The following is a 25,321-nucleotide window of genomic DNA, read 5'->3' on the forward strand; positions in this document are numbered from 1 at the left end:
ATATTGGATTGCAAATGTACGACTATTTTTTTAAATTCCTAATTTTTCTTTTAAATAAAGGAGTTTTATGAAAACTATTCATTTATTTGTATCTTTGTTTCATGGCAAAAATCTTAAAAATTTATCCTGATAATCCTCAGGAAAATCTTATAAATGAGGTGATTAAAACTTTAAATAATGGTGGATTAATTATTTATCCGTCAGATACTATTTATGCCTTGGGTTGTAATATTTTTGATATCAAAGCTATGGAAAAACTAGCTCAGATAAAGAAAATGAGACTGGAAAAGGCTCAATTTTCAATTATATGTAATGATCTCAGCCATCTTTCAGATTTTACAAGACCTATTGACACTTCCGTTTTCAGGTTTTTGAAAAGCCATCTTCCCGGTCCTTTTACATTTATTCTGGATGCCAACAAAAGTGTTCCATTAGCGTATAAAGGGCATAAAACCATCGGTATTCGTGTTCCTGACCACTCGATTCCACAATTGATTGTTGAAAAACTGGGGCATCCAATCGCTTCGACATCCATCAGAGATGAAGATGAAGTGATCGAATATTCTACTGATCCCGAACTTATTGCTGAAAAGTATGACCATTTAGTAGATATTGTCATCGATTCCGGTTATGGAGATAACGTAGCTTCTACTATTGTTGACCTTACTTCTGGAGAGCCGGAAGTGATCAGACAAGGGAAAGGAGTTATTTAGTTTCATGTAATTGAAAGTGGAAAGTGGAAAGTTGAAAATGGAAAGTGAAGGTTAGAAGTTTAAAAGCTGGAAGTCAGAAGATGGAAGATGGGAGATGAAAGTGATACAGAAAATAACACACAGAACCTCGAAACCCGAATCCCGTAACTAATTATTTATTATATCCTTCTGTAGGGTCTTTATTATATTATTTTATGAAAATTATTACATCACCTGCCAAATTAATGAATGTAGAAAACTCAACCGATTTATTGAGATCGACTACTCCGAAATTCATTGAAGATGCAGAATTTATACAATCTTTTTTAAAACACAAATCACCGAAATATCTTTCCGAATTAATGGAAATATCGCCAAAGTTGGCCGATGAGAACTGGGAAAGAAATCAAAACTGGAAATCGAATCCAAAGCCGAAAGAATCAGCTCCCGCAATGTTTGCATTTACAGGAGAGGTTTACAGAGGTCTTGATGCTAAAACACTGGATAAAAAAGCAATCGATTATCTACAGAAAAACTATAGAATGCTATCCGGATTATATGGTTTATTAAAACCATCCGATAAAGTAATGTTATACAGGCTTGAAATGGGTCGCCACTTTGAATTTGATCAATACAAAAATCTTTATGAATTCTGGAGAGTAAAAATTACAGAACAATTGAATTCTGAAATGAAAAAGAATGAGATTCTGCTTCATTTAGCCAGTAATGAATATGGAAAAGTAATTGACAGAAAGAAATTAAATCACAAGGTGATCGATTTTGATTTCTATGAATTAAAGGATGGAAAATTGAAAACCATTGTAGTGTATACCAAACATGCAAGAGGTATGGTAGTGAGATTCTGTGCTGAAACCAATGCCCAAACCTTGAATGACGTAAAAGCATTTAACTATGAAGGTTACCTGATCGATGAAGAAAAATCCACTGATACAAAATTGGTTTTTGTAAGATAAATGACAATCGCAGAATTTAAAATACATTTTAGAAATGAACTTCAGCAGCTTTATACAGAATCTGAAAGTTCATTTTTATCTTCCATTTTTATAGAAAAAATCATGGGACTTGATGCATTCCAACAGAGAAGATCTTCTGATGTGGAGTTGTCATCTGAGGACGAAGAAAAACTTGAGAAAATTATCCTGGAATTAAAAACGAACAAGCCTTATCAACATATTCTAGGCGAAACAGAGTTTTATGGGATGATGTTTTTTGTGAATGAGCATGTTTTAATACCTCGTCCGGAAACTGAGGAATTACTAGAAATGGCTATTCATAAAATCCAAAGTTTAGCTCTCACCAACCCTCAACCTAGAATTCTTGACATTGGAACAGGAAGTGGGGTCATTCCTTTGGTACTGAAAAAACATTTTCCAGAAGCTTTCATTTCGTCCATCGATTTTTCGGAAAAAGCTTTAGAAATTGCCAAAAGAAATGCGGACTTTCATCAGCTCGATGTCAATTTCGTCCATGGAGATTACCTGAATACGAAACTCACTGAAAATTACGATGTTATTATTTCAAATCCTCCGTATATCGGAATTGAAGAGGAAGTGGGAATTGCGGAGTCAGTAAAGGAATTTGAACCCAAAATGGCTCTTTTCTCTCCTACTTCGGACGCATTGATTTTTTACCGCAAGATTGCAGAGGATTCTAAGAAGCACCTGAACGACAACGGATTGTTATTCCTGGAAATTAATCAAAAGTTAGGTCCCGAAACACTCGCGCTTTATTCTCATTTTACAACAGCCCAATTGGTTAAAGATCTATCAGAAAATGACCGGTTCATTTTTGGAATAAAATAATATTGAGCATATTAAGAGGTAAGATGTGTATCTTTAATTAAAATTTTTAATCATCATGCCACATTTTAATATAGAATGCTCCGTAAATATTTTAAGTCAACAATCTCCTGGTAAAATTATGCAAGCTGTATACGAAGGTGCTGAAGCATCTGGCCTTTTCGCAAAAAATGACATTAAGGTTAGAATTTCACCTTTCAAATATTATAAACTTGGTGAAGGAAAGAACGGTTTCATCCATATTTTTGGGAATATCATGGAAGGAAGAACTGCTGAACAAAAAGCAAATCTGTCAAGACAGGTAATTGAACGTCTCAATCTGCTGTTTCCTGAAATTTCTTTTTTATCAATGAATATCACAGAATTTGAAGCAGCAACCTACTGTAACAAATCATTAATCAATCCTGAAAATATAAACAAAAACAGACATTTTGGTAATTAATAAATCTTTTTAACTGCTTGTAAATTTCAGGACCCAAATAGATTCAGTAATTAGGTTAAATGGCACTGATAATTATTAGTATCTTTTAAGAAACAATTTAACTTTGAAATCAATGAACTATTTTTCTGCTTTATATATCAAAAAATACATTGTTTTTTTGTTTTGTTTATTCCTGCCTTCATGTGGAAAAACTCCAGAAGATATCATTACCCAATACCATAAAAAAGGAAAATTGAATGGTAGCATTCTGGTTATGCAAAACAACCAAATTATTTATGATTCAGTGGTGGGTTATGCTGATTTCAGCCATAAAAGGATTCTTACTAAGAATACTCCACTCTATATTGCTTCATTAAGCAAGCCATTTACTGCTACAGCTATCATTTTATTGCAACAAAAAGGGCAATTGTCTTACGATGACAAAGCTTCTACATATCTACCGGAGCTTCCTGATTATGCAAAGAATATCAGCATAAGACATTTACTCAGTCATACCTCAGGTATAAGAGATTATGAAAACATTCTGAGTGGTAAAAAGGGATTAACCAATCAAGATGTTCTTCATTGGCTACAGGAACAAAAAGGGTTGCAATTTCCATCTGGAAGTAAGTTTCAATATAGCAACAGTGGCTATATTATCCTGTCTTCTATTATTGAAAAAATTTCAGGAGAATCCTATAAGAGTTTTCTTGAGAAAAATATCTTTATCCCTCTAAAAATGAATAATACAGAGGTATATGATGGATCAACACCTACAAATAAGAACAGGGCTCTCGGCTACGATAGCGAAAAAAAACCTGATGACTACTCCATTCTGACTACCGGAGATGGTGGTATCTATTCAACGCCTGAAGATCTATACAAATTTGACCAAGCTCTCCGTCAATTTTCACTCATAAATAAGGATAATACCGATCAAATGTATACTCCTTTCACATTATCCAACGGAAAGCTTTCCAATTATGGATTTGGATGGTTTATAGATTTTTCCGGAGAAGGAAAAGTAGTAAGCCATACTGGTGGATTAGATGGTTTTCGGGCTTTATTCTGGCGGGATATTAAAAATAATGAAACTATAATTACTCTTACCAATCAGGGAGATGCATTTCCTTTGCAGAATTTTCTGGATGATATGAGAGAATCAATATTAAAAAATAAATAAGATATGGAAGTGAGATCCCATGAGATCAATGGAACTAAAGTAGCAGAAATAATCTCCGATACTGTAATAATAGAATCAGCTCAGGATGGTCTCGACCTCCTTGGCAATATGTATTATCAGGGCTTTGATAAGGTGATCATCTATGAAAAAAATTTGACGCCAGATTTCTTTGATCTTAAAACTAAAATTGCCGGCGATATACTTCAAAAATTTTCGAATTATCGTGTAGGATTAGCTATTGTAGGAAATTTTGATAAGTATGAAAGCAAAAGTATTAAAGATTTTATTTTTGAAAGCAACAAAACCCGGCATGTCAATTTTGTTGAAGCCTTACCTGAGGCTTTAGAGAAACTTTCGAAATAGCATATTCTTTATTTTCAAAGAAATTGATGGCGTCCATAATTGCTTTATCCATTGGCTGATAATGAATTCCTAATTCATCAATGGATTTTTGACCTGTATAATAATTATTAATTCTTAATGCTTTCATGTTAGAAGAGCATAAGTTTGTCTTGATGTTAAAAAACCTCAATACATCACCAAGAACACCTAAAAAGATTAAAACAAAATCAGGTAATGGAAGAAGCAACGGATTTTGTTCTGTGATTGCATTTACTTTTTTAAAAAAATCTTTATACTTACAATTTTCATGGGCTAAAAGATATTTTTCTCCATTTTTCCCCTTTTCAATTGCATTTATAATTCCCTGAGCTGCATCTTCAACGTGTACGAAATTTTTACCTCCTGAAGGATAAAAGACTAATTTCTTTTTCCACACCCAATAGATAATCTTTCCGGAGCTTGGCTTTCGATCATGAGCTCCAATCATAAAGGTGGGATTGAGTATAACAACATCTGTTGTTTTATTATTCCTCAAAAGATAATTTTCCGCCTCCCGTTTGCTTTGGGCATAGAATGATTTTGTAAAGGGATATTTCTGTCTGGACTGTTCATTTCCCAGTCCTTTTATATCACCATATCCCATTGTATTTGCTGTGCTGACAAACAGAAACTTTTTAATTCCTGCTTCCACAGATTCTGAGAATAGGTGAACAACTACATCGTAATTTGTTTCTTTATATTTTTCATAAGAAAGTAGATTCTGGCTGGTTTCAGCTGCTATGTGAATGACAAAATCTACTGTTTTCAGGTATTGGGAAACATCACTTAGGAGATCACCTTCCACTAATTGGAGGTTTTCATCTTCCTGACCATAATAGCGACTTTTCTGCCGCACCAAAGCAATAACAAAATAACCATCTTTTAATAATTTTATAACAACATTAGTTCCTAGAAGTCCGGTAATTCCGGTTACAAATACTTTTTTCATGCTCCAATTTCTCTTTTTATTGCATTGGTCATCAATGGTAATTTGATCCAGATAGGCAGTATTTTCATAACAAGCCAACTTATGGGATTTACCATGATCACAGAATCTCTTTTAAATAACTGATTTACACAGCGTGCAGCCACTTTATTGGGATCTAATAAAGTCAATTTTCCTAAAAAACCTTGTTTTTCAATTCTCTTGCATACATCTTTATTGGTTTTCATTGCTCCCGGATTCACAACACTTACAAAGACATTGGTATCTTTCAACTCTTCATACAATCCTCTTGAAAATGAATGAATAAATGTTTTAGATGCCGGATATACTGTTTTAAAACCAATAGGTGAGAAAGCAGCCATACTGGAAACATTTAAAATATAGGCTTTAGGCTGTTTCAATAAATTAGGTAGCAGCTGATGAGTCATCATGGAGGTAGCCATCACATTAACCTGAAGAATGGTATTGATGTAATCAGGTGTAGCATCCACAAATTTCTGTGTTCCTCCTAATCCTGCATTATTGATCAAAATATGAATATTAAAAGATTTGTTTAACTCATCTGTAAGATTCAATACATTTTCGTTTGAGGAAAGATCGATCTCATAGTAATGCGTTTTTACCTCATAGCTTTCAGCAATTCTTTCACTCAATTCCTTTACGTTCTGATTGGGTAAGCTAATAAGAATGACATTAATCTTCTTCTTAGCAAGATGCTCGACAAAAGCCTTACCTAATCCCTGACTTGCACCTGTAACAACAGCGAATGATTCTTTGGTATCCATAACAAAAATTATGGTACAAATCTATCCTCATAAATAGGTTTTTCTGTTCCGGATTATATCAGTGAACATATTTAAGAACAAAATACAATTAACTGAAAACAAATACATTATAAATAAAAAAGGTTAAAATTTATAAACCTGAACTTATTTTTTGAACTCGGAAGGAGTCTGATCTGTAAATTTTTTAAAAGTAGTATTAAAAGATGTCTTGGAATTGAATCCGGACTCGTAAGCAATTCCTAAAATAGAAAGTTTGTTGGCGCTGTTATCTTTTAAAAGCTTTTTAGCATAATCAATTCTATATTCATTGACAAACTGAAAAAAATTTTTTTGAAACCCGGTGTTGATTGCATAGGATAAATGATGAGTGGATACGGAAAGTTGCTCGGATAATTTAATCAAATTCAGCTCGCTGTCCAGATAAGGTTTTTCCTTCTCCATTAGCTTTTCAAGATCTGTCTTTATTCTCAGCAATTCTTCATCAGGGATCAATTTTCTTTTAATTTCTTCGCTCTCACTTTCCTCGTTAATTGAGATGAATTCATCTCTTTTCTTTTCTTCAACCGGATAGATTTCTTTTTGCTTTAAAGAATAGTAAGCCACAAAATAAACAACCAATAAAAACGCGATATTAATAAAAGCATTTAATGAAGTAGGATCATAGAAAAGATTGTAAATAACATATACAATATTTATGATAAAAAGGATGAGGATAATATACTCCAGCCAGTTAAGATTGATTCCTTCCGTATTAGCTGAGAATTGCTGGATTCTCTTTTGGTGTTTACGTATAGTAAAATAAGAAAGTCCCGTATAGAATACCGCCTGAAATAAGATCAGCCCAATATACACATATCCAAATAAGCTTTGATCTTCAAACCCTCCAAACCGCTGTAACAGTAAATTAACCAGAAAGATAACTGGTAAAATAGCATATTTTACATCAAGAATCTTAAACCTGAAGGAAGGATTAGAGAAAAATAAGACACTAAAATAAAACATAATAGGTGTCAAAAACTGAGCAAACTGGACTACAAGAATAGAGTGAAATTCCACTTCAAAGCCTTTAATAAGAGAGCAAATCTCATCCAGCCAGAAAGTTGACCACAAAAAAAGAAATAAACCAAACCAAATATTGGCTTTTCTATTTACTTTAAGAGGGTTTGTTAGTTTTAATAAAGAAAGCAAAACCAATGAACCAAAGATAAGTATAACGATAAAACGATTTAACTCTATTGTGTTCATTGGTTTTGATATTTTGATTAAAGATAATCTTTTTTATCCTATTCTTTTCCTTACAAAAATTTCATAGCTTAAATAAGCTAAGGGAAGAGACATTATTCCAAGATAAAGTATATTGCTCATTGCTAAATCTGGATGCATCAAAATAGAATAAATCAAACCAAAAAAAGCACCTCCTAAATGAGCTGAATGTCCTAAATTATCCCATTGCTTAGGATTTAACATCATATAAACAGAGTATCCAAAATATAATGTTCCAAAGAGCCAACCTGGCAAAAAGTTCACACTAATTTCATTTGGAGCCATCGCTATTGCAGCAAAAATAATTCCTGAAACTGCTCCTGATGCTCCAATAGCTGAATACCATGGCTGATTTTTATAAATTAAAAGACTAAATAAATTCCCCAAAAGCATTGAGCCAAAATAAATGACCAAAAAGCCTACTTCCCCAAAAAAGCCAATTACTGCTCCTTGAAAAAAATATAAAGATAACATATTGAAAAACAAATGCATAAAATCTGCATGTAAAAAAGCAGAACTAATTAATCTGATATATTCTTTTCGATTTGTAATTGCAGCCACATTGAATTTATACTTTTCAAATAAACTTGAATTATTTAAACCCATATAACTAATAATGCATGTGACAGCTATAATAATTAAAACGACTATATTCATAATTAGTTTAATATTTAATTTTCATTTTCATCCCCTTCAAACAGGTCTCCTATAATACCTCCGTCTTCATCAATCCCTTCTATAGGTTCTGGATCTTCATACACTTCCGGCTCTTCCTCTTCAACTTCTGGTATCGTAACGTTAATGGTTTTTACTTTAAATTTAGTGAATTGATTTCCGATAGCTTTTATTCCTTTCACCATGATAAATTCATCAATGTTGATGGTTTCAGGATCTCTTTCTTTTCCTTTATCTTTTGTGAAAATAATTTCAGCAGTAGCGCCGTTTGCTACAATCACGTTTTCGACAAATGACTTACTATGCTCTGAAGGCATAAAACCTTGTGGGTTGGTATTATTTTCAAGAAGGAACCTTTTAATAAAATAAATATCCTTTTCCCCGTCATAATAAATGCAAGTAACAGGCTGTTGCGGACGCCATTTTTCCAGGATCAGATATTCATCATCAAAACGGTTTCCAAGGTCGAAGCTTACTAATTTTGCTTCCCCATTGGAATTGATGGTAAGAATCTTATCATCTCCTTTGAAATTACCTAATAAAGTACCTCTTCCATCAGCATTTAATCTTCTTACTGTATCATCAAACCAAATTCTTCTTGGAGCCAGCGTAGAAATACCTTCTTCTTTAAGATCTACTTTTTTAACCGAATATTTGGTTACTAAATTACCTTTGGAATCACGTCCTTTGATCGCTAATTCAGAAAAATCGATGTCCATTTTATTTTTTCTGATCCTAGGATTAGGTTTCAACAAAACGGTAACAGTTTCTGCTTCTCCATTTGGATTGGCTGAAAAATAAAGAACCTCAGATCCTTTTTTGTCTGAAGCTAAAGGATAATCTGTATTTCTGGTCACTGCTGTTACAGAGAAACGTTTCATATAATAAGGACCTTCTTTGCCTTCGCGATAGATCATATTATACACTGTTCTTTTATCATTTTTCTTCCAGACAGCAACATGCAGAAGATCTTTTCCGATAAAAGTTTTAGCTTCTACTTTAACGATCTTCATACTTCCATCTTTTCTGAAGGTAATGATATCATCAATATCTGAACAATCGAAGAGGTATTCATCTTTTCGTAATGATGTCCCGATAAAGCCTTCTTCCCTATTCACATAGAACTTCTCATTCGCAACTGCCACTTTCGTAGCATCAATCGTATCGAAGATTCTTAACTCCGTTCTTCTTTGTCTGTCTTTACCGTATTTCTTTTGAATATTTTGATAATACTCAATAGCATAGGTAATCAGGTTGGCTAAATTATGTTTTACCAGCTCTATTTTACCTTCAAGAGCTGCAATGTTTTCTTTAAATTTATCTAAGTCAAATCTGGAAATTCTTTTGATTCTGATCTCTGTCAGTTTTAAAATATCTTCTTCAGTTACTGCTCTTAAAAGATGTTTTGTGTGTGGCTTTAAACCAGCATCGATGGTTTTGATAACATCTTCCCAGGTTTCCACTTCTTCAATATCATGATAGATTCTGTTTTCAATGAAAATCCTTTCTAATGAAGAAAAATGCCAGCTTTCCTGCAATTCATGAAGTTCGATCTCCAGTTCCTTTTTTAATAGGGAAACGGTATGATCAGTATTCATTCTTAGAATTTCAGAAACATTCAGGAACATTGGTTTATCCCCTACGATAACGCAGGCATTTGGAGAAATTGTAACCTGACAATCTGTAAATGCATACAAAGCATCAATCGTTTTATCCGGTGACACATCATTATGCAAATGAATCAGAATCTCCACTGTATCTGAAGTATTATCTTCAATTTTTTTGATTTTGATCTTTCCTTTCTCATTCGCTTTCAAAATAGAATCTATAAGATCGCTCGTTGTTTTAGAAAAAGGAAGTTCTGAGATAACCAATGTATGTTTATCAGTCTGTGTAATTCTCGCTCTTGCCCGAACTTTTCCACCTCTTTGACCATCGTTATATTCTGAGACATCTAAATAACCTGCAGTTAAGAAGTCAGGAAATAATTCAAACTTTTTGCCTTTAAGATGTGCAACAGAGGCATTGATCAGTTCATTAAAGTTATGCGGAAGTATTTTAGTAGATAGCCCTACCCCAATTCCTTCTACCCCTTGCGTAAGAAGCAATGGAAATTTTACAGGTAAATCAATAGGCTCATTATTTCTGCCATCATAAGACTTGGACCATTCTGTGGTTTTAGGGTTGAAAACCACTTCCAAAGCAAAGGGTGTTAATCTGGCTTCGATATACCTCGCCGCAGCCGCAGAATCTCCGGTATAGACATTCCCCCAGTTCCCCTGAGTATCTATCAAAAGTTCTTTTTGCCCGATTTGTACCATCGCATCGGTAATAGAAGCATCACCGTGTGGGTGATATTTCATTGTATTACCAACAATATTGGCGACCTTATTATACCTTCCGTCCTCCAGCTCTCGCATAGAGTGCATGATTCGTCTCTGAACGGGTTTTAATCCATCATAAACCGATGGGATTGCTCTATCTAAAATCACGTAAGAAGCATAGTCAAGAAACCAGTCTTTGTAAAGTCCGGAAACTTTCTTTAAGCTTTCGCCTTCGTGTGAATTTTCTTCTGTCATTATCTGTCTTTGACGTTTTTCTCGTTATTAGCTTTCACTACTTTATTTAAAGAGAATTTTAAATCGTTTACTTCTTTTGTTGTTAAATAGGATATTTCATATTTTAACATCGTTGAGCCACTATTCTTACTGGAAATCGTGACATATAATCTTTTGATAAAAAGTAGATTTACAATCTCATATTTTATTAATTTATATTTTGGAAATTCATCACTTAAAGGTTTATCTAAAAAGGGAATAATATTCCTGTTTTTGAAGTTGAGAGCCTCTCCATCGCTATCGTATTCAAATATCTGCCTTCCCATAAGATGGAAAGAAACCAACATAATTAATGGTATTATAATTAACAAATAGCTTTCTGATCCTAAAATATTAAATTTATATTCTTCTAAAAAGAAGGATACAATTCCGCCAACTAAAATCATTATTAACAGGGTATTAATAAAGTTATAGCCCGGCGCTTTATTGCGGTTACTTAATCTCATTATTATTTGTGTTTAGGTTTAAAGTTATCTCATTAAAAGTTTTTTATGGCTAGTTTTTATAGAAAGTTTTTCGAGGGATCTATTTAACTTTCTACTTCAGTTATTAATTCTCTACTATCGATATCTCCTTCTTCTACAACCAGATTCTCAAGAATAAATACCTGTCTGTCTGGTGTGTTTTTACCCATATAGAACTCTAAAAGTTGTTCTATGGTTTGATCTTTTCCTACCACTACGGGCTCAAGACGAATATCCTTACCAATGAAATGTTTGAATTCATCAGGTGAGATTTCTCCCAACCCTTTAAATCGTGTGATCTCTGGGTTTTTACCTAAATCATTCAATGCTTTTACCCTTTCCATTTCGGTATAGCAATATCTTGTCTCTTTCTTATTTCTCACCCTGAACAAGGGGGTTTGAAGAATATAAAGATGTCCATTCTTAATCAGATCAGGGAAAAACTGTAAAAAGAATGTAATCATTAAAAGACGAATGTGCATCCCATCAACATCGGCATCGGTTGCAATGATAACCTGGTTATATCTTAAATCTTCAAGGCTTTCTTCAATATTTAAAGCCGCCTGTAAGAGATTAAATTCTTCGTTTTCATATACCACTTTCTTGGTCAGACCATAACAGTTCAAAGGCTTTCCTTTCAATGAAAATACGGCTTGCGTTTCTACATCTCTTGATTTGGTAATTGATCCTGATGCAGAATCACCCTCGGTAATGAAAATCTGTGTATCGCCTTTTCTTTCTGCTTTCTGATCATTATAATGCTGTCTGCAATCCCGAAGTTTTTTATTATGAAGTGATACTTTTTTTGCTCTTTCTCTTGCTAATTTCTGAATTCCTGAAAGCTCTTTTCTTTCCCTTTCTGAAATTAAGATTTTTCTTTGAATAGCTTCTGCGATTTCAGGATTTCTGTGTAAGAAATTATCCAGCTTGCTTTTTAAAAAGTCAATGATAAAAGTTCTCACGGTAGGTCCATTGGGCCCCATATCATTAGAACCTAATTTAGTCTTCGTCTGAGATTCAAAAACAGGCTCTTCTACATTGATTGAAATCGCTGCAATAATCGACTTTCTGATATCAGAAGCATCGAAATTTTTATTGAAAAATTCACGTATCGTCTTTACATAGGCTTCTCGGAAGGCATTAAGATGGGTACCACCCTGAGTGGTATTCTGACCATTAACAAATGAAAAATAAGTTTCTGTCTGTGACTTGTCTGAATGGGTGATAGCCAATTCTATATCATTATCCATTAAATGTACAATCGGATAAAGAATTTCACTTTCCAGTTCTTCTTCCAACAAATCTTTAAGACCATTTTCAGAATAATAAGTCTCCCCATTGAATATGATCTTAAGCCCTGGGTTCAGATAGGCATAATTTCGGAGCATTCTTTCGATATACTCTTTTCTGTATTTAAAGTGAAGAAATATTTCTCCATCAGGAATAAAGGAAATTTCAGTACCGTTTCTGTCTGAAGTTTCTTTTTCTTCGTGATTTTCTGAAATAATTCCACGTGAAAATTCGGCTACTTTCATTCTCCCCTCACGGAAAGATCTCACTCTAAAGTAATCAGAAAGGGCATTTACCGCTTTTGTACCAACACCATTTAATCCAACAGATTTTTTAAATGCTTTACTATCATATTTACCTCCGGTATTCATTTTGGATACTGCATCCACTACTTTCCCTAAAGGAATTCCACGACCAAAATCACGGATCGTTACCTTACCATCGTCTACTTTTATTTCGATTCTTTTACCAGATTTCATCCTGAACTCATCGATGGAGTTGTCCAGGATTTCTTTAAGTAAAATGTAAATTCCATCATCAGCAGAAGAACCATCTCCGAGCTTTCCGATGTACATACCGGGACGCAAACGAATATGTTCCTGCCAATCGAGGGTTCTGATATTATCTTCCGAATAGATTGGATTTATTTCTTGTGACATAAGTTATTTCAGCAAACATACAAAAGTACGAAAATGATCAAAATTATCCGAATTTTTCTAATTCATTTTTTGTAATATTCTTTACCATGTATTGCATTATTATCAAGCAACCTTTATATTTACACCATTATTCAATATTAAGTGAAAAGCATACATGATTTTCCTCTATTTTTATTAATACTATTCTTACCTTTTATCTCATTTGCTCAGATCCCCGGACTGGTAAATTATAGCGAAGAGGACGGATTAAATAGTTCAACTACGTATTCAATTAATCAGGATAATAACGGATTCATCTGGATAGGTAGTGATAACGGATTATTCAGGTTCGACGGAAAAGAATTCAAACAATTTAATGAGAAAAACGGGCTGAAAAATATTGATGTTTTAGCGTGTAATCCCCTATCTAATGGTGAAAATTTCATCATGTCTTATTTGAGTGACTTTGCTTATTTGAAAAATGGAAAGATCATCAATTCCGATCGCAATAAAGAACTCAAAAAGCTCACCCATTTATCTGCAAATTACAGCAACGGAGACTCTGTGTTTATATTTAATGCCACTGCTCCTAAAGAAATTTTTGTATATCATAATGAGAAGGTAAAAACTATTCCATTACACCTAGGTAAAGAAATCACATCATCGGACAAGTATTATGTATTTTCTTTTGACATTGACCTCCATCTACTTTATCTAACAGATCAGAATGGCCAGGTGATGACCTATGATATTCTGACCAAAAAGAAAACGATTTGTAATCTCCTTTTACCTAAGACCACGATTTATAAAGCAGGTGATTTTTTAGTTACAAAATTGGATAATAAAGTGGTTATTTATAAAAGATACAATAGATATTATTTCAAAAAAATTCAGTCATTTTCTGTTCCTGAGAAAATACACCAAATCGTTATTGACAAGAATTACAGGATTTGGCTCTGTCTTGACAAAGGAGGTGTGCTTTATTATAAGCAGACTCTGCGGCAAGGAAATCTTTCTCATCCTATAAAGATCATGGATGATTTTGTGATGAATCATATTCTGATAGACCGGGATAATAATGTGTGGTTTTCGACTAGAAATAATGGAGTCTTTTTTATTACCGATAAATTTTTCAATAATTATATTCATTTACCGGTAAAGAATAATTCATCTTTTATTACAGCTATTGAAAAAAATGGAAAAGATATTATTCTGGGATACAATGAAGCCAAAAGCGGTATATTAAAATCCAACACCATAACGGATATCACCCTTGAAAAAAATAGAAAGATTCAGACTAAGTCCATATTTTCAAAAGGAAATACTATTTTATTTGGGTGTACTTTAAGTATTTTTAAATACAATACCCTAACCCGCAAAGTAACTCATATCAAGGATTTTAGCTTAAAGAATATTCTTCCATATACGAATGATTCTGTATTTCTTTGTACCTCACAAGGGCTAACTGCTTATAATTTTGTGACAAATACATATTCACAGCTACTTAATGAAAGAACCTACAATGCTTTATCTTATGACAAAGACAGCATATTTGTTGGAGATTTTAAAGACTTGTATAAGCTGAATGTCAGGACAAAAAAGAAAAATTTATTTCTTGAAGGATACTATTTCACAGATATCAAAAAGCTCAAAAACAATTTATATGTTGGGGCCACTAATCTTAACGGTATTATATTTTTTAATAATAAAAAAGTTATCAGAAGAATAACTGAAAAAAACGGGTTATCAACGGACCAGATAAAGAAAATAGAAGTCCAGAATGGAAATGTCTTTTGGGCTAGCACCAATTCCGGATTGAGCAGGATTGAAATACACGGAGCCCATGTTAAGATTAATAATTTCACTCAAACTGACGGCCTTCCATCCAATGTTGTTGCAGGGTGTGTAATAAGAGATGACACTATTTATGCTGGAACTACAAAAGGTTTGGCTATTCTTCCCATTAGCAATTTAATAGGACAGCAAACATTTATCAATAAGAAAGTAATCGTCAATTCTGTTGCAGTAGGAGATCGGGAAATATATAATCTCAATCAAAAAATTACAAGTCAGGCGCCTGAAAATACAGTAGCCTTTAATTTGAGTTTTCTCGATTATGCTTCACAAGGAAAAGTAAGCTACAAATATAAGGTTGAAGGCCTGAATGATGAATGGCAAATCAGCAGTTCACCAAAGATTATGTTCAATGCTCTTCCACCAGGAAAATATATTTTTAAAGTTTTTGGATTGGGTTATAATGGAAAACAATCTCGCACATCTACTGACATCACCTTCGAAATTAAACCCAAATTCTGGCAAACATGGTGGTTCAGGTTTTTAATAATCATCCTCGTGGGCTCAATACTTTTCTCTCTCATTACCTTATATTTCCAAAGAAAACGAAATAAAAAATTGGCAACATTGTACTATGAGAAGAAAATTGCAGAGCTGGAACTACAGGCCATTAAAGCACAAATAAATCCTCATTTCATTTATAATTGTCTTAATTCTATTCAATTTTTACTTTATAAAAAGGATTATACGGAGACTGAAAATTATCTGGACATCTTCTCTCAAATGATCAGAAAAACGTTACATTATTCTGAGAAAACTTTTATGCCAATCAAAGAAGAAACCGATTATCTTTCTCTCTACTTAAACATGGAAAAGCTTCGATTAAAAGACTTGTTTGATTATAAAATAACGATTTCTCCCGCAGTCAATAAAAGTTGGGTTATTCCATCCCTTTTAATCCAACCTTTTGTTGAAAATGCTATAAAACATGGTGTTTCAAATTTAAAAGACAGAAAAGGAAATATTGAAATATTATTTGATTATGCAGATTCATTACTCTGTATTACTATTGAAGACAATGGCGTAGGTATAGGAAACAAACCAGAATCTAATGCCAAGACCAATTCTTTCGGGGTAAAATTATCTCAAAAAAGAATTGAAACATTCAGACAGCTTTTTGAGACTAATATAACATTAGAAATTAACGATCTTTCTGAAAAAGAAAAAAAACCAGGAACACAAATAAAACTATACATGACTCCCTATGAAAACGAAAGTACAAGCATGCATCATTGATGACGAACAAGACGGAAGAGATTATATTTCTCTTTTGCTGAAGAATGAGTTTCCGGACATCCAGATCTCATTTCAGGCTTCAAGCGTAGAAGAAGCATATGTAAATCTTATTAAAAGTGCTCCTGACATCCTTTTCCTGGATATCCAGTTAAAGGACGGAACAGCATTCGATCTGCTTTCAAAATTCAGAGAAATCAACTCTCTGATCATTTTTATTACAGCTTTTGAACACTTTGCTATTCAAGCGATAAAGAATGGCGCTACAGATTACCTCCTGAAACCAATTAAAAGAATGGATTTTATTATAGCCGTAAACAAAGCCCTTGAAATCAACAAAAAGAATAAAAGTATTTCCGTTTCTTCCAGCCAGAATAAAATCAGCCTCCCTACCCTACAGGGATTTAAATTAACCAATATTAGCGATATTGTACGTTGTGAAGCTGACTCCAGCTATACTACTTTTTATATGAGTGATAAGACCAACATAATAGTCTCTAAGACATTGCATGAATTTGAAGAATTTTTAGCAGATTATAATTTTTTTAGAATTCACCATAAACACCTGATCAACCTAAGCCATCTAAAGGAATATATCAAAGGAAAAGGAGGACAAGTCATTATGACCGACAATTCTGTCCTTGATGTCTCTGTTAGAAAGAAAAACGATTTCCTGCATAAAATTGAACATTTGGAATAAATTCTAAATTCCTTTTTTTTAAATATGAAAATCCCTCTGTTTACTTTGAAAATAAACAGAGGGATTTTTACATATAGGCAAGAAAATTTTGCAGAAATCTATTCTACTCAATCACAATTAAGAGAAATTGCATAACACTTATTAGTAAAACAAGTACACTTATTAAATCACTATACTATGATATCAGATATCGTGATACATTTATCACAGGTTCAATACACAAAATACTAATAACTAAAGTTTTTACTGGTTTTTGATTTATAAAATCAGTTACACATTATGATAAGAATATATTTTTTAACAATTTATGTATTCCTTGGATGCCTTCTGTTTAATGCACAAGGTCCTTGTTCTGATTTCAATGGCACCAGTAATCCTTTGGGAAATTGGCAACTTGATCCCGTTAACAATGCCGTAAACTATAATCTTGGTAGTCCTAATGCATTGGATGGTTCGCAATATTTGATATTGGATGACCTATCAGGAGGTTCCTGGTTTATCAACCCTGTTGACTACAAGAATATAGGGCAACGATTTTTAGGACAATGCTTATATTTTGATTTTTACCTTGAAAAAGATGGAGGTTTTAACGCTCCATTACATCCAACAATCTACATTCTTTCAGGAAACAAAGTAATAACTTTTGTTGCTAATGCTACAGTAACCCCTAATAGTGGATGGGTTCGGGTACGAGCTCCATTAGCTTTAGCTACAAGCTCAGCCTTCCCAAGTAACGCAGAAGGAACATGGAGTATGCCTGGAGGAACATGGACAGACTTCAATAATGTAATGAACAATTCAACTGCTGTAATGATATCTCCCGATATTACTTCAAGTCCAAGCGAAAGAGTATATTTCGATAATATCTGTATCAAGTCATGTGACGGATGTACTGCAGATTTCAAGTTAGAGACATCATTTGCCAGCAACACTAATACTGCATCGGCTCAACTTACCATTATTAATCCAATTTTAGTTTCTACTCCTAACAATCCAGGAAGTACCTATACTGTAAACTGGGGTGACGGAACTTCATCACCTTATATTATATCAACTCTATCACATAATTACACTAATCCTGGTACCTATACCATATGTGTAACGGAAAAACAAGGGAAGATGATATTATGTACCCGATGCTTCACTTTCTGTTATTCAAAAGCCAGTGTGCCTTCAAGAGAATCCAATTCAGTAAGTACAATTCCACAATTTGACATTCAAACAGTTGGTAAAACAGAAATGACAACAAATAACGATTACAAACTGGTACCTAATCCTGCTAAAAGCTATGTAGACATCCAAACAAACCTTTCATCAAGAGGATCAGTCTCAGTAAGAGTTTTTGATATGTCCGGAAAAACGGTTTTGGAAAAATCTGAAAACCATGAAAGTGGCAGACAAAACATTAGACTTAATACAGAAAATCTCCCTCAGGGAAGTTATATCGTTGAAACAAAATCTAACACCCAAACCAATTCTCAAAAATTGATTATTTCAAAGTAAATTTTATTCATCTGTATAATAAGAGCTATTCAAAATTGAATAGCTCTTTATATACTCATCAGAATTACACTTATTATCACTTCTGCTACACTTATTAGGAAAATAAACACACTTATGAATTCACAATATCGTGATGTTTAATATGCAGATACATTTATAAAACCAAAAAAACAAAAACTTTAACCTATGAAAACAAAAACTTTTCTGGTCCTGGTTGGACTGGCAACTACACAATCTATGTTCAATTCTTGTGCTGAGGACAATAATAATCTTCAAAATGAAAGTTATCAGTCTACTGCATCATTATCTAAAACAACCCCAAGCTTTACGAACGGAAATTATTTTGCAGATCCACAAGCTGTAAATGCCGGATTTGAATTTATCAGAAGTAAGTTTGCACAAAATCCTGGATACGTTCTGAATCAACAGGATCTGAATGCATTTTATGACAAAGCTCAAATTGTACCTAATGAAAGATTACCTCTGGACCAGGTTAATAGCATTATTAACAAAACAATAAGTCTGATGCAGGTTCCTTTTGCCCAAGCTATTCAGCAATTAAATATTTCAAATGCTGCAAAATCATTAGCGATAACCATTAATGATGGTTCAATCATCCACTTGGAGGCGAATGCAGCATACAATAACCTTCCTGCTAATGAAAAATCAATGATTAAAAATATCAATGACTATAAATACAATACTGAACAAGGAAACTATATGATTACAGGAATTCCAACCAGCAAACAACCTTTATGGATTACAGGTGGTATGATCGGTATGGTGGGTGGCGGCCTTATTGGATTTGCAGTAGCGGGTCCTGTTGGAGCACTTGTAGGAGCAGGAATCGGTGTTGTTGGCGGCATTGTAACAGGAGCTATACTTGGAGCTAAGTAAATTATGCGATCTGTATTTACTTATCAAAAAATAGATTTCTTAATTGCTGTTATGAGCCTTGTGCTCATAACAGCAGTTTTCTCTTTCCATAAAAGCCCGTCTTTAGAATATAAAATTAAAAATATTGAATTGAATAATGGGGCAATTTATTTAATACAAAGGGGCACAACAGGTAAACTCGGAAATGTAGCTAAAGATTTCAACATTAAAAATAAATATGCTTCCCATTTAGGCATTGGATATCTTAAAAATAATGCCCTTACTATTTATCATGTTTATGTAGACAAGAATAGTAAAGGAAACAGCTTGTATGTAGAAACAATTGATAATTTCATTCGACCTGAAGACCTAAATTATCTTTCTATCTGGCAGCTGAAAAATATCGATCTGCAAAAATTCAATGACATAAAAAACACACTTACTCAATCCGAAAAGCAAAATATCAATTTTGATTTTAATTTCGACAAAGGCAGTAAAGCTTATTATTGCTCAGAATACATTGTTGATGAACTTCAAAAAAACGGTATCAAAATCATGTCCTATCATAAAAAAAGTATAACGGGAATGATCAAACAAATTCTAAAAAAAGATACTCTTACCTACTTTCCTGTGGATGGTTTTGAAAGCACCGATAAAGCAACTAAAGTATTTGAATGGATAAAATAAGCCCTCTATATTTTAGAAAAATAAAGCGATCAAAAATTGAGTAGCCTTTTATAAGATTCATATTCTTCTATTCAAAAAAATGAATTAAATTCGGTATAAGTAAAATACCATCAATGATACAACTTCCTCTTTCTAAACTGTCCAATGTAGGAACTACCATTTTCAGTCAGATGACGCAATTGGCCAATGAAAACCAAGCCATCAATCTATCGCAGGGTTTTCCGGATTTTATGCCGGATTCTGAATTGCTCAATTATGTGGATGATTTCATTAAAAAAGGTTTTAATCAATATGCTCCCTTAGGTGGTATGATTGGACTGAAAGAAGAAATTGCAAGAAAAATCGAAAATAGTCATCAGGCAATCTATCATCCTGATGCTGAAATTACAGTTACAGCAGGTGGAACACAAGCCATTTTTACTGCCATTGCTGCATTTATCAAAAGAGATGATGAAGTCATTATTTTTGAGCCGGCTTATGATTGTTACGAACCTACAGTAGAACTTTTTGGAGGGATTGTAAAACGTTTTGAAATGAAGGCTCCACATTATGAAATTGATTGGAATGCTGTAAAAGGGCTCATCAGTGAAAAAACCAAGATGATCATCCTCAATAACCCCAATAATCCTTCAGGAAAAATTTTAACGGAAAACGATATTCGGGAACTTATCAAGATTGTAAAAGATACTTCAATTCTTATTCTGAGTGATGAAGTATATGAAAATATTGTATTTGACGGGAAACAACACTTAAGTATTTGCAGATACCCTGAATTAAAGGAAAGAAGTCTTCTTGTAGCTTCTTTTGGAAAACTTTTCCATGTGACAGGCTGGAAAATAGGATATTGCGCTGCCCCTAAAGCTTTAACTGACGAATTCAGAAAAGTACATCAGTTTAATGTTTTTTGTGTAAACACCCCTATTCAGCTGGCATTGGCTGAATACATGAAAAATGATGATCACTATAATCAACTGAGTAGTTTTTTCCAGAAAAAAAGGGATTTTCTAAGACAAGGTCTTGCCAGTACTTCTTTCGAACTTCTGGATTGTGAAGGAACCTATTTTCAGGCATTGAAATACGATAAAGTATCAGATAAAAATGATTTTGATTTTGCCAGTGAATTAACAGTTACCCACAAAGTAGCTAGTGTTCCTTTCTCTTCCTTCTATAAAAATAAAGTGAATGAAAATGTGATTCGCCTGTGTTTTGCTAAAAAAGAGGAAACATTAGAAAAAGCAATTGAAAACCTGACAAAAATTTAATTTTACTATTAAGGTCTAAAAAACAGCTTTGAAATAAAGCAAAAGAACCAGCCGAATAAGGTTGGTTCTTTTGTTATTTGAGATGAAATTATCTACAATAAAGTTTATAGGGCCATTCCTCCTGAAACTTCAATTCTTTGACCACTAATCCAGGCAGCATCCTCAGTACATAAGAAAGCTACCACTCCACCTACATCCTCAGGGAGTCCTGCTCTTCCTAAAGCGGTAATATTTGAAACCAATGTATTAACCTCTTTGTTATCTCTTGTTCTTCCACCACCAAAATCTGTTTCTATAGCTCCGGGAGCAACTACATTTGCTTTGATTTTTCTCGAACCTAACTCTTTTGCCATATATTTTGTAAGCATTTCCACACCTGCTTTCATCGATCCATACACTGAAGATCCAGGTAATGCTACTCTTGCAAGCCCGGAAGAAATATTAATAATACCACCACCATCATTCATAAAAGGTAAAAATTTCTGACTTAAAAAGAATACTCCTTTAAAATGAATATCAATAATATCATCCAATTGTTCTTCTGTAGTTTCTGTCATAGGCGAATACAGTGCCGTCCCTGCGTTATTGATAAGATAATCAATGTTAGAGCTTCCAGTATGTTCTACTAAGTGACTGGTTACCTCCTGTACAAAAGCATCAAAGCTTTTCACGTCTCTTGTATCTAATTGATAAGCTACAGCTTTTCTACCTAAAGCTTTAATTTCATCTACCACAGCATCTGCTTCTTCTTTACTGCTTTTGTAAGTAATGATTACATCAAGTCCTTTTTCAGCAATTCTTAGAGCTGAATTTTTCCCTATTCCACGACTTCCACCTGTTACTAATGCAATTTTTGTTTTTGTGTTCATTTTTTCATTGTTTTTAATAGGACAAAGTTCTGATATTCCAGGATATTGTTGTTTGCTTCAATCAATCTAAAATTTGCAAAATTCAAATCAGGAACGAAATTGCAATGGATTGAAAGATGTCTTTCTTTTAAAGAAGTTTGAGAAGTGAGCGATTTCCTCAAAACCTAAAGCATATGATATTTCAGAAACATTCCATGTGGTTTGTTTCAATAATATTTTGGCTTCCTGAATAAGTCTGTCAGCAATAAATTCTGTGGTAGTCTTCCCAGTATTTTCTTTAAGTTTTTTATTCAAATAATTAACATGTACCGCTAACCTATCTGCATAATCCTTTGCTGTTTTCAGTTGTAATCTTTGGTTGGATTCAACAGGAAATTGTCTTTCGAGTAATTCTATAAATAATGAAACTACTCTTAATGAAGTGTCATTCGATGTAGAAAGTTTAGTCGCCGGTTGTAGCTTTTGCCCATAATGAATAAGCTCTAACACATAATTTCGAATTAAATCATATTTAAAAATATAGTCAGATTCAATTTCATTCTTTATTTTTTTGAAAAGGATTTCAATTTCATCGGCTAATGCATCATCAATTTCAAACAACGGAAAACCTCCCGGTTGAAATATAGGAAGATCCTCGAGTGTATTATGTGACTTATCTTTGATAAAGAAATCTTCTGTAAATACACAGAAACTACCAGACTGGTTGGGGTCTTCCGGAACCCAGTGATAAGGAACTTTGGGAGTAGCAAATAGCAAAGCATTATTTTTAATAGCAATTACTTTATCAGCATATTCTGCTCTATTCCGGCCCCTAATTAAACTGATTTTGTAATATTTCCTTCTGTTATAAGGCATTTCAGAAGTTGTCCTTGCTTTTTCAATGGTCTGTGCGATATCAAATACATTAAAATGACCAATATCCTTATGCAGGCCCTTAGGAAAAATACTTTCCAAGTCTTTTCCAAGCTTGGCAGTCATTTCCTTATAGAAGTCTTCTAAAGAAGCATGTGCAATCTTTTCCATAATACCGAATTTGTAAAATTCAAATATACAAAGTTATACAATTATTGAATTACAATAATTCTTTACAAAAATCAAATATTTTTCATAATTAAGTGACATAATAAACATTTTTTTATAACTTAGACATAAACTAATTTATTAAATTCAATATTATGAAAAATCAAAACCTACAAAAAGGAAAAAAATTAAACAAAAGAGAGTTAAGAACAATTACAGGCGGCTTGCAAATGTGTATTGACCCGGATACTAATCAATGCATCGCTTATGGACGCCAGTGTGCAGAATTTCAGTGCAAATACATTCCTTAAATTGATATTTTTTACAAAAGCCACTCTTTCACAGAGTGGCTTTTTTTATTCTTAGCATTTCATAATACTGTGATACACTTACACATACACAAATAAAATACACTCAAATCATTAATATTATTCATGAAAATGTGAGATACATTGAATTATTTTCAATACATTCGTTATATACTAATTTATTAAAATTAACATCATGAAAAATCAAAACCTAAACAAAGGAAAAAAATTGAACAAAAAAGAGCTAAGAGTGATTACCGGCGGATTAATGCAATGTCGTGATCCAAAAACAAATGGTTGTAGAATTATTTCTATGGGATGTGCAGAACCTCAGTGTCGTCCGGAATTAATTCCTTAAATAAAAATTTTTACCATTTAAGAAGTCTTCATCAATTTTAATGAACTTAATAAAATCATTATCATGGAAAACAAAAAATTTCAAAAAGGAAAAAAGCTTTCAAAAAGAGAGCTAAAAACAATTGTCGGAGGTATGTTAGATTGTAAACAACCTGTTGCTTGTCCCACTTATCCTTGTGACCCACCTCTTCCTGAGTATCCAAATGGCTGTACAACTATTGCACCCGGCTGTTTTCAAAAGGAATGCCGCCCAGGATTTTAATTAAAAATTTCTTAAGAATAAAAAACGCTCCCAAATTCATGGAAGCGTTTTTTTAATTACTATAACTTTAATATTCTTTATACGTTAAATCTGAAGTGCATGATATCACCATCCTGAACGATGTATTCTTTACCCTCTACAGATAATTTTCCAGCTTCCTTTACTTTGGATTCAGAACCATAATTTACATAGTCATTATACTTAATAACTTCAGCACGGATAAATCCTTTTTCGAAATCCGTATGGATTACTCCAGCTGCCTGAGGAGCAGTCCACCCCTGTCCAATAGTCCAGGCTCTAACTTCTTTAACACCTGCCGTAAAATAGGTCTGAAGTTTTAAAAGATCATATGCTTTTCTAATCAAACGATTTACTCCAGGCTCTTCTAATCCTAGTTCTTCAAGGAAGATCTCTCTTTCTTCAAACGTTTCTAACTCATTAATATCCGCTTCAATCTGAGCTGCTAACACAACAATTTCAGAACCTTCTCTCTGAGCCATTTCATCGATTTTAGCAATCCATTCATTTCCGTTCTTAATTGAATTCTCGTCAACATTACAAACATAAAGAACCGGCTTGTTCGTTAACAATTGAACATCAGCAATGATAGATTTTGTCTGATCATTTAAAGGAAATTCTCTAGCATTTTTACCATCTTCTAAAAATTTCTGAAGATTTTGAAGAGTTTCGTATGTTAAGATATCTTCCTTCTTTCCTGATTTGATGAACTTTTTAGCCTTTTCAACAGCTTTCCCAACAGTTTCAAGATCCTTCAACTGAAGTTCTATATCGATAATTTCTTTGTCTCTTATAGGATCTACAGACCCTTCTACGTGAATGATGTTTCCATTATCAAAACATCTTAAAACATGGATAATCGCTTCACATTCGCGAATATTGGCCAAGAACTGGTTTCCTAAACCTTCTCCTTTGCTTGCGCCTTTTACCAAACCTGCAATATCTACAATTTCTACAACAGCTGGTAAAACTCTTTCCGGGTTTACCAATTTTTCCAATTCAAATAATCTTTGATCTGGTACTGATACTGTTCCTAAATTAGGTTCAATCGTACAGAAAGGATAATTCGCTGATTGAGCTTTTGCATTACTCAAACAGTTAAAGAGAGTTGATTTACCAACGTTCGGCAAGCCTACGATTCCACATTTCATAATAATTAAGCTTATAGCAAAAAGCATTTAGCCTATTGCTTGTTA

The 25,321-nt window shown here is 33.3% G+C and carries 25 protein-coding genes; 15 read left to right on the forward strand and 10 right to left on the reverse strand.

Annotated elements, in window-relative coordinates:
• The first annotated feature begins 101 nt into the window (after window positions 1-101).
• The 6 genes from JHL15_RS14490 (at window position 102) to JHL15_RS14515 (ending at window position 4,479) form a co-directional block, all read left to right on the forward strand.
• On the forward strand, window positions 102-713 hold the full coding sequence (locus JHL15_RS14490; RefSeq protein ID WP_200246852.1) for an L-threonylcarbamoyladenylate synthase: 612 nt from the start codon (window positions 102-104) through the stop codon (window positions 711-713).
• Window positions 714-907: 194 nt separating this feature from the next.
• Window positions 908-1,666, forward strand: coding sequence for a peroxide stress protein YaaA (gene yaaA / locus JHL15_RS14495; protein ID WP_200246854.1), 759 nt, complete (start codon window positions 908-910; stop codon window positions 1,664-1,666).
• Window positions 1,667-2,515: a peptide chain release factor N(5)-glutamine methyltransferase gene (gene prmC, locus JHL15_RS14500; protein WP_200246856.1), complete on the forward strand. Its 849-nt coding sequence runs from the start codon at window positions 1,667-1,669 to the stop codon at window positions 2,513-2,515.
• 55 nt (window positions 2,516-2,570) lie between these two features.
• The gene (locus JHL15_RS14505) at window positions 2,571-2,954 is read left to right on the forward strand and encodes a 5-carboxymethyl-2-hydroxymuconate Delta-isomerase (RefSeq protein WP_200246859.1); all 384 of its coding nucleotides are present in this window, start codon (window positions 2,571-2,573) and stop codon (window positions 2,952-2,954) included.
• A gap of 112 nt (window positions 2,955-3,066) precedes the next feature.
• Window positions 3,067-4,116 carry a serine hydrolase domain-containing protein gene (locus JHL15_RS14510; protein WP_200246860.1) on the forward strand — a complete coding sequence of 350 codons (1,050 nt, stop codon included), beginning with the start codon at window positions 3,067-3,069 and terminating at the stop codon, window positions 4,114-4,116.
• Window positions 4,117-4,119: 3 nt separating this feature from the next.
• A complete protein-coding gene (locus JHL15_RS14515; protein WP_200246862.1) occupies window positions 4,120-4,479 on the forward strand; it encodes a DUF4180 domain-containing protein in 360 nt (119 codons plus the stop codon).
• On the opposite strand, the gene JHL15_RS14520 is transcribed toward JHL15_RS14515, so the two are convergent.
• From JHL15_RS14520 to JHL15_RS14550, 7 genes are all read right to left on the reverse strand, one after another.
• On the reverse strand, window positions 4,430-5,446 hold the full coding sequence (locus tag JHL15_RS14520; protein ID WP_200246863.1) for an NAD-dependent epimerase/dehydratase family protein: 1,017 nt from the start codon (window positions 5,444-5,446) through the stop codon (window positions 4,430-4,432). The two genes, JHL15_RS14515 and JHL15_RS14520, sit on opposite strands and share 50 nt — an antisense overlap.
• Window positions 5,443-6,228, reverse strand: a complete 786-nt coding sequence (locus JHL15_RS14525) for an SDR family NAD(P)-dependent oxidoreductase (RefSeq protein ID WP_200246865.1) — start codon at window positions 6,226-6,228, stop codon at window positions 5,443-5,445. The genes JHL15_RS14520 and JHL15_RS14525 overlap by 4 nt, the downstream gene beginning before the upstream one ends.
• Before the next feature lie 144 nt (window positions 6,229-6,372).
• The gene (locus tag JHL15_RS14530) at window positions 6,373-7,473 is read right to left on the reverse strand and encodes a helix-turn-helix domain-containing protein (RefSeq protein ID WP_200246866.1); all 1,101 of its coding nucleotides are present in this window, start codon (window positions 7,471-7,473) and stop codon (window positions 6,373-6,375) included.
• A 33-nt stretch (window positions 7,474-7,506) separates the two neighbouring features.
• The gene (locus JHL15_RS14535; RefSeq protein WP_200246868.1) at window positions 7,507-8,148 is read right to left on the reverse strand and encodes a rhomboid family intramembrane serine protease; all 642 of its coding nucleotides are present in this window, start codon (window positions 8,146-8,148) and stop codon (window positions 7,507-7,509) included.
• A 14-nt stretch (window positions 8,149-8,162) separates the two neighbouring features.
• Window positions 8,163-10,745 (reverse strand): DNA gyrase/topoisomerase IV subunit A, encoded by a 2,583-nt coding sequence (locus tag JHL15_RS14540; RefSeq protein WP_200246869.1) that lies wholly within the window; start codon window positions 10,743-10,745, stop codon window positions 8,163-8,165.
• Window positions 10,745-11,230 carry a hypothetical protein gene (locus tag JHL15_RS14545; protein ID WP_200246871.1) on the reverse strand — a complete coding sequence of 162 codons (486 nt, stop codon included), beginning with the start codon at window positions 11,228-11,230 and terminating at the stop codon, window positions 10,745-10,747. The genes JHL15_RS14540 and JHL15_RS14545 overlap by 1 nt, the downstream gene beginning before the upstream one ends.
• 83 nt (window positions 11,231-11,313) lie before the next feature.
• Window positions 11,314-13,197 (reverse strand): DNA topoisomerase IV subunit B, encoded by a 1,884-nt coding sequence (locus tag JHL15_RS14550; protein ID WP_200246873.1) that lies wholly within the window; start codon window positions 13,195-13,197, stop codon window positions 11,314-11,316.
• A 141-nt stretch (window positions 13,198-13,338) separates the two neighbouring features.
• Between JHL15_RS14550 and JHL15_RS14555 the strand changes: the two genes are divergently transcribed.
• From JHL15_RS14555 to JHL15_RS14580, 6 genes are all read left to right on the forward strand, one after another.
• Window positions 13,339-16,266: a sensor histidine kinase gene (locus JHL15_RS14555; protein WP_200246875.1), complete on the forward strand. Its 2,928-nt coding sequence runs from the start codon at window positions 13,339-13,341 to the stop codon at window positions 16,264-16,266.
• A complete protein-coding gene (locus JHL15_RS14560; RefSeq protein WP_200246877.1) occupies window positions 16,235-16,963 on the forward strand; it encodes a LytR/AlgR family response regulator transcription factor in 729 nt (242 codons plus the stop codon). The genes JHL15_RS14555 and JHL15_RS14560 overlap by 32 nt, the downstream gene beginning before the upstream one ends.
• Before the next feature lie 279 nt (window positions 16,964-17,242).
• The gene (locus JHL15_RS14565; RefSeq protein WP_200246879.1) at window positions 17,243-18,466 is read left to right on the forward strand and encodes a T9SS type A sorting domain-containing protein; all 1,224 of its coding nucleotides are present in this window, start codon (window positions 17,243-17,245) and stop codon (window positions 18,464-18,466) included.
• A 186-nt stretch (window positions 18,467-18,652) separates the two neighbouring features.
• Complete coding sequence (locus tag JHL15_RS14570; protein WP_200246881.1) at window positions 18,653-19,363, forward strand: hypothetical protein; 711 nt, start codon at window positions 18,653-18,655, stop codon at window positions 19,361-19,363.
• 3 nt (window positions 19,364-19,366) lie between these two features.
• Window positions 19,367-20,029: a YiiX/YebB-like N1pC/P60 family cysteine hydrolase gene (locus tag JHL15_RS14575; protein WP_200246883.1), complete on the forward strand. Its 663-nt coding sequence runs from the start codon at window positions 19,367-19,369 to the stop codon at window positions 20,027-20,029.
• A 113-nt stretch (window positions 20,030-20,142) separates the two neighbouring features.
• Window positions 20,143-21,291: a methionine aminotransferase gene (locus tag JHL15_RS14580; protein WP_200246884.1), complete on the forward strand. Its 1,149-nt coding sequence runs from the start codon at window positions 20,143-20,145 to the stop codon at window positions 21,289-21,291.
• A 104-nt stretch (window positions 21,292-21,395) separates the two neighbouring features.
• On the opposite strand, the gene JHL15_RS14585 is transcribed toward JHL15_RS14580, so the two are convergent.
• Both JHL15_RS14585 and JHL15_RS14590 read right to left on the reverse strand, forming a co-directional pair.
• A complete protein-coding gene (locus tag JHL15_RS14585) occupies window positions 21,396-22,160 on the reverse strand; it encodes an SDR family NAD(P)-dependent oxidoreductase (RefSeq protein ID WP_200246886.1) in 765 nt (254 codons plus the stop codon).
• A gap of 87 nt (window positions 22,161-22,247) precedes the next feature.
• Window positions 22,248-23,183 (reverse strand): helix-turn-helix domain-containing protein, encoded by a 936-nt coding sequence (locus tag JHL15_RS14590; RefSeq protein ID WP_200246887.1) that lies wholly within the window; start codon window positions 23,181-23,183, stop codon window positions 22,248-22,250.
• Between the two features lie 152 nt (window positions 23,184-23,335).
• Between JHL15_RS14590 and JHL15_RS14595 the strand changes: the two genes are divergently transcribed.
• The 3 genes from JHL15_RS14595 (at window position 23,336) to JHL15_RS14605 (ending at window position 24,107) form a co-directional block, all read left to right on the forward strand.
• Entirely contained in the window at window positions 23,336-23,491 is a 156-nt protein-coding gene (locus JHL15_RS14595; RefSeq protein ID WP_200246888.1) for a hypothetical protein, read from the forward strand.
• 193 nt (window positions 23,492-23,684) lie between these two features.
• Entirely contained in the window at window positions 23,685-23,846 is a 162-nt protein-coding gene (locus tag JHL15_RS14600; RefSeq protein WP_200246890.1) for a hypothetical protein, read from the forward strand.
• A gap of 63 nt (window positions 23,847-23,909) precedes the next feature.
• On the forward strand, window positions 23,910-24,107 hold the full coding sequence (locus tag JHL15_RS14605; protein WP_200246891.1) for a hypothetical protein: 198 nt from the start codon (window positions 23,910-23,912) through the stop codon (window positions 24,105-24,107).
• Window positions 24,108-24,184: 77 nt separating this feature from the next.
• Here JHL15_RS14605 and ychF read toward each other — a convergent pair whose 3' ends face one another.
• Entirely contained in the window at window positions 24,185-25,276 is a 1,092-nt protein-coding gene (gene ychF / locus JHL15_RS14610) for a redox-regulated ATPase YchF (RefSeq protein WP_200246892.1), read from the reverse strand.
• Window positions 25,277-25,321 lie beyond the last annotated feature (45 nt).

Source organism: Chryseobacterium paridis, from assembly GCF_016595215.1.
Lineage (GTDB): Bacteria > Bacteroidota > Bacteroidia > Flavobacteriales > Weeksellaceae > Chryseobacterium > Chryseobacterium paridis.

Bases quoted from the DNA above. Each gene is read 5' to 3' on its own strand.
- JHL15_RS14595 (WP_200246888.1), top strand. From the start codon at position 23,336: ATGAAAAATCAAAACCTACAAAAAGGAAAAAAATTAAACAAAAGAGAG.
- JHL15_RS14580 (WP_200246884.1), top strand. From the start codon at position 20,143: ATGATACAACTTCCTCTTTCTAAACTGTCCAATGTAGGAACTACCATT.
- JHL15_RS14540 (WP_200246869.1), bottom strand. From the start codon at position 10,745: ATGACAGAAGAAAATTCACACGAAGGCGAAAGCTTAAAGAAAGTTTCC.
- JHL15_RS14525 (WP_200246865.1), bottom strand. From the start codon at position 6,228: ATGGATACCAAAGAATCATTCGCTGTTGTTACAGGTGCAAGTCAGGGA.
- ychF (WP_200246892.1), bottom strand. From the start codon at position 25,276: ATGAAATGTGGAATCGTAGGCTTGCCGAACGTTGGTAAATCAACTCTC.
- JHL15_RS14490 (WP_200246852.1), top strand. From the start codon at position 102: ATGGCAAAAATCTTAAAAATTTATCCTGATAATCCTCAGGAAAATCTT.
- JHL15_RS14535 (WP_200246868.1), bottom strand. From the start codon at position 8,148: ATGAATATAGTCGTTTTAATTATTATAGCTGTCACATGCATTATTAGT.
- JHL15_RS14560 (WP_200246877.1), top strand. From the start codon at position 16,235: ATGAAAACGAAAGTACAAGCATGCATCATTGATGACGAACAAGACGGA.
- JHL15_RS14505 (WP_200246859.1), top strand. From the start codon at position 2,571: ATGCCACATTTTAATATAGAATGCTCCGTAAATATTTTAAGTCAACAA.
- JHL15_RS14570 (WP_200246881.1), top strand. From the start codon at position 18,653: ATGAAAACAAAAACTTTTCTGGTCCTGGTTGGACTGGCAACTACACAA.
- JHL15_RS14515 (WP_200246862.1), top strand. From the start codon at position 4,120: ATGGAAGTGAGATCCCATGAGATCAATGGAACTAAAGTAGCAGAAATA.
- JHL15_RS14600 (WP_200246890.1), top strand. From the start codon at position 23,685: ATGAAAAATCAAAACCTAAACAAAGGAAAAAAATTGAACAAAAAAGAG.
- JHL15_RS14590 (WP_200246887.1), bottom strand. From the start codon at position 23,183: ATGGAAAAGATTGCACATGCTTCTTTAGAAGACTTCTATAAGGAAATG.
- JHL15_RS14575 (WP_200246883.1), top strand. From the start codon at position 19,367: ATGCGATCTGTATTTACTTATCAAAAAATAGATTTCTTAATTGCTGTT.
- JHL15_RS14585 (WP_200246886.1), bottom strand. From the start codon at position 22,160: ATGAACACAAAAACAAAAATTGCATTAGTAACAGGTGGAAGTCGTGGA.
- JHL15_RS14550 (WP_200246873.1), bottom strand. From the start codon at position 13,197: ATGTCACAAGAAATAAATCCAATCTATTCGGAAGATAATATCAGAACC.
- JHL15_RS14545 (WP_200246871.1), bottom strand. From the start codon at position 11,230: ATGAGATTAAGTAACCGCAATAAAGCGCCGGGCTATAACTTTATTAAT.
- JHL15_RS14565 (WP_200246879.1), top strand. From the start codon at position 17,243: ATGATAAGAATATATTTTTTAACAATTTATGTATTCCTTGGATGCCTT.
- yaaA (WP_200246854.1), top strand. From the start codon at position 908: ATGAAAATTATTACATCACCTGCCAAATTAATGAATGTAGAAAACTCA.
- JHL15_RS14605 (WP_200246891.1), top strand. From the start codon at position 23,910: ATGGAAAACAAAAAATTTCAAAAAGGAAAAAAGCTTTCAAAAAGAGAG.
- JHL15_RS14530 (WP_200246866.1), bottom strand. From the start codon at position 7,473: ATGAACACAATAGAGTTAAATCGTTTTATCGTTATACTTATCTTTGGT.
- JHL15_RS14510 (WP_200246860.1), top strand. From the start codon at position 3,067: ATGAACTATTTTTCTGCTTTATATATCAAAAAATACATTGTTTTTTTG.
- JHL15_RS14520 (WP_200246863.1), bottom strand. From the start codon at position 5,446: ATGAAAAAAGTATTTGTAACCGGAATTACCGGACTTCTAGGAACTAAT.
- prmC (WP_200246856.1), top strand. From the start codon at position 1,667: ATGACAATCGCAGAATTTAAAATACATTTTAGAAATGAACTTCAGCAG.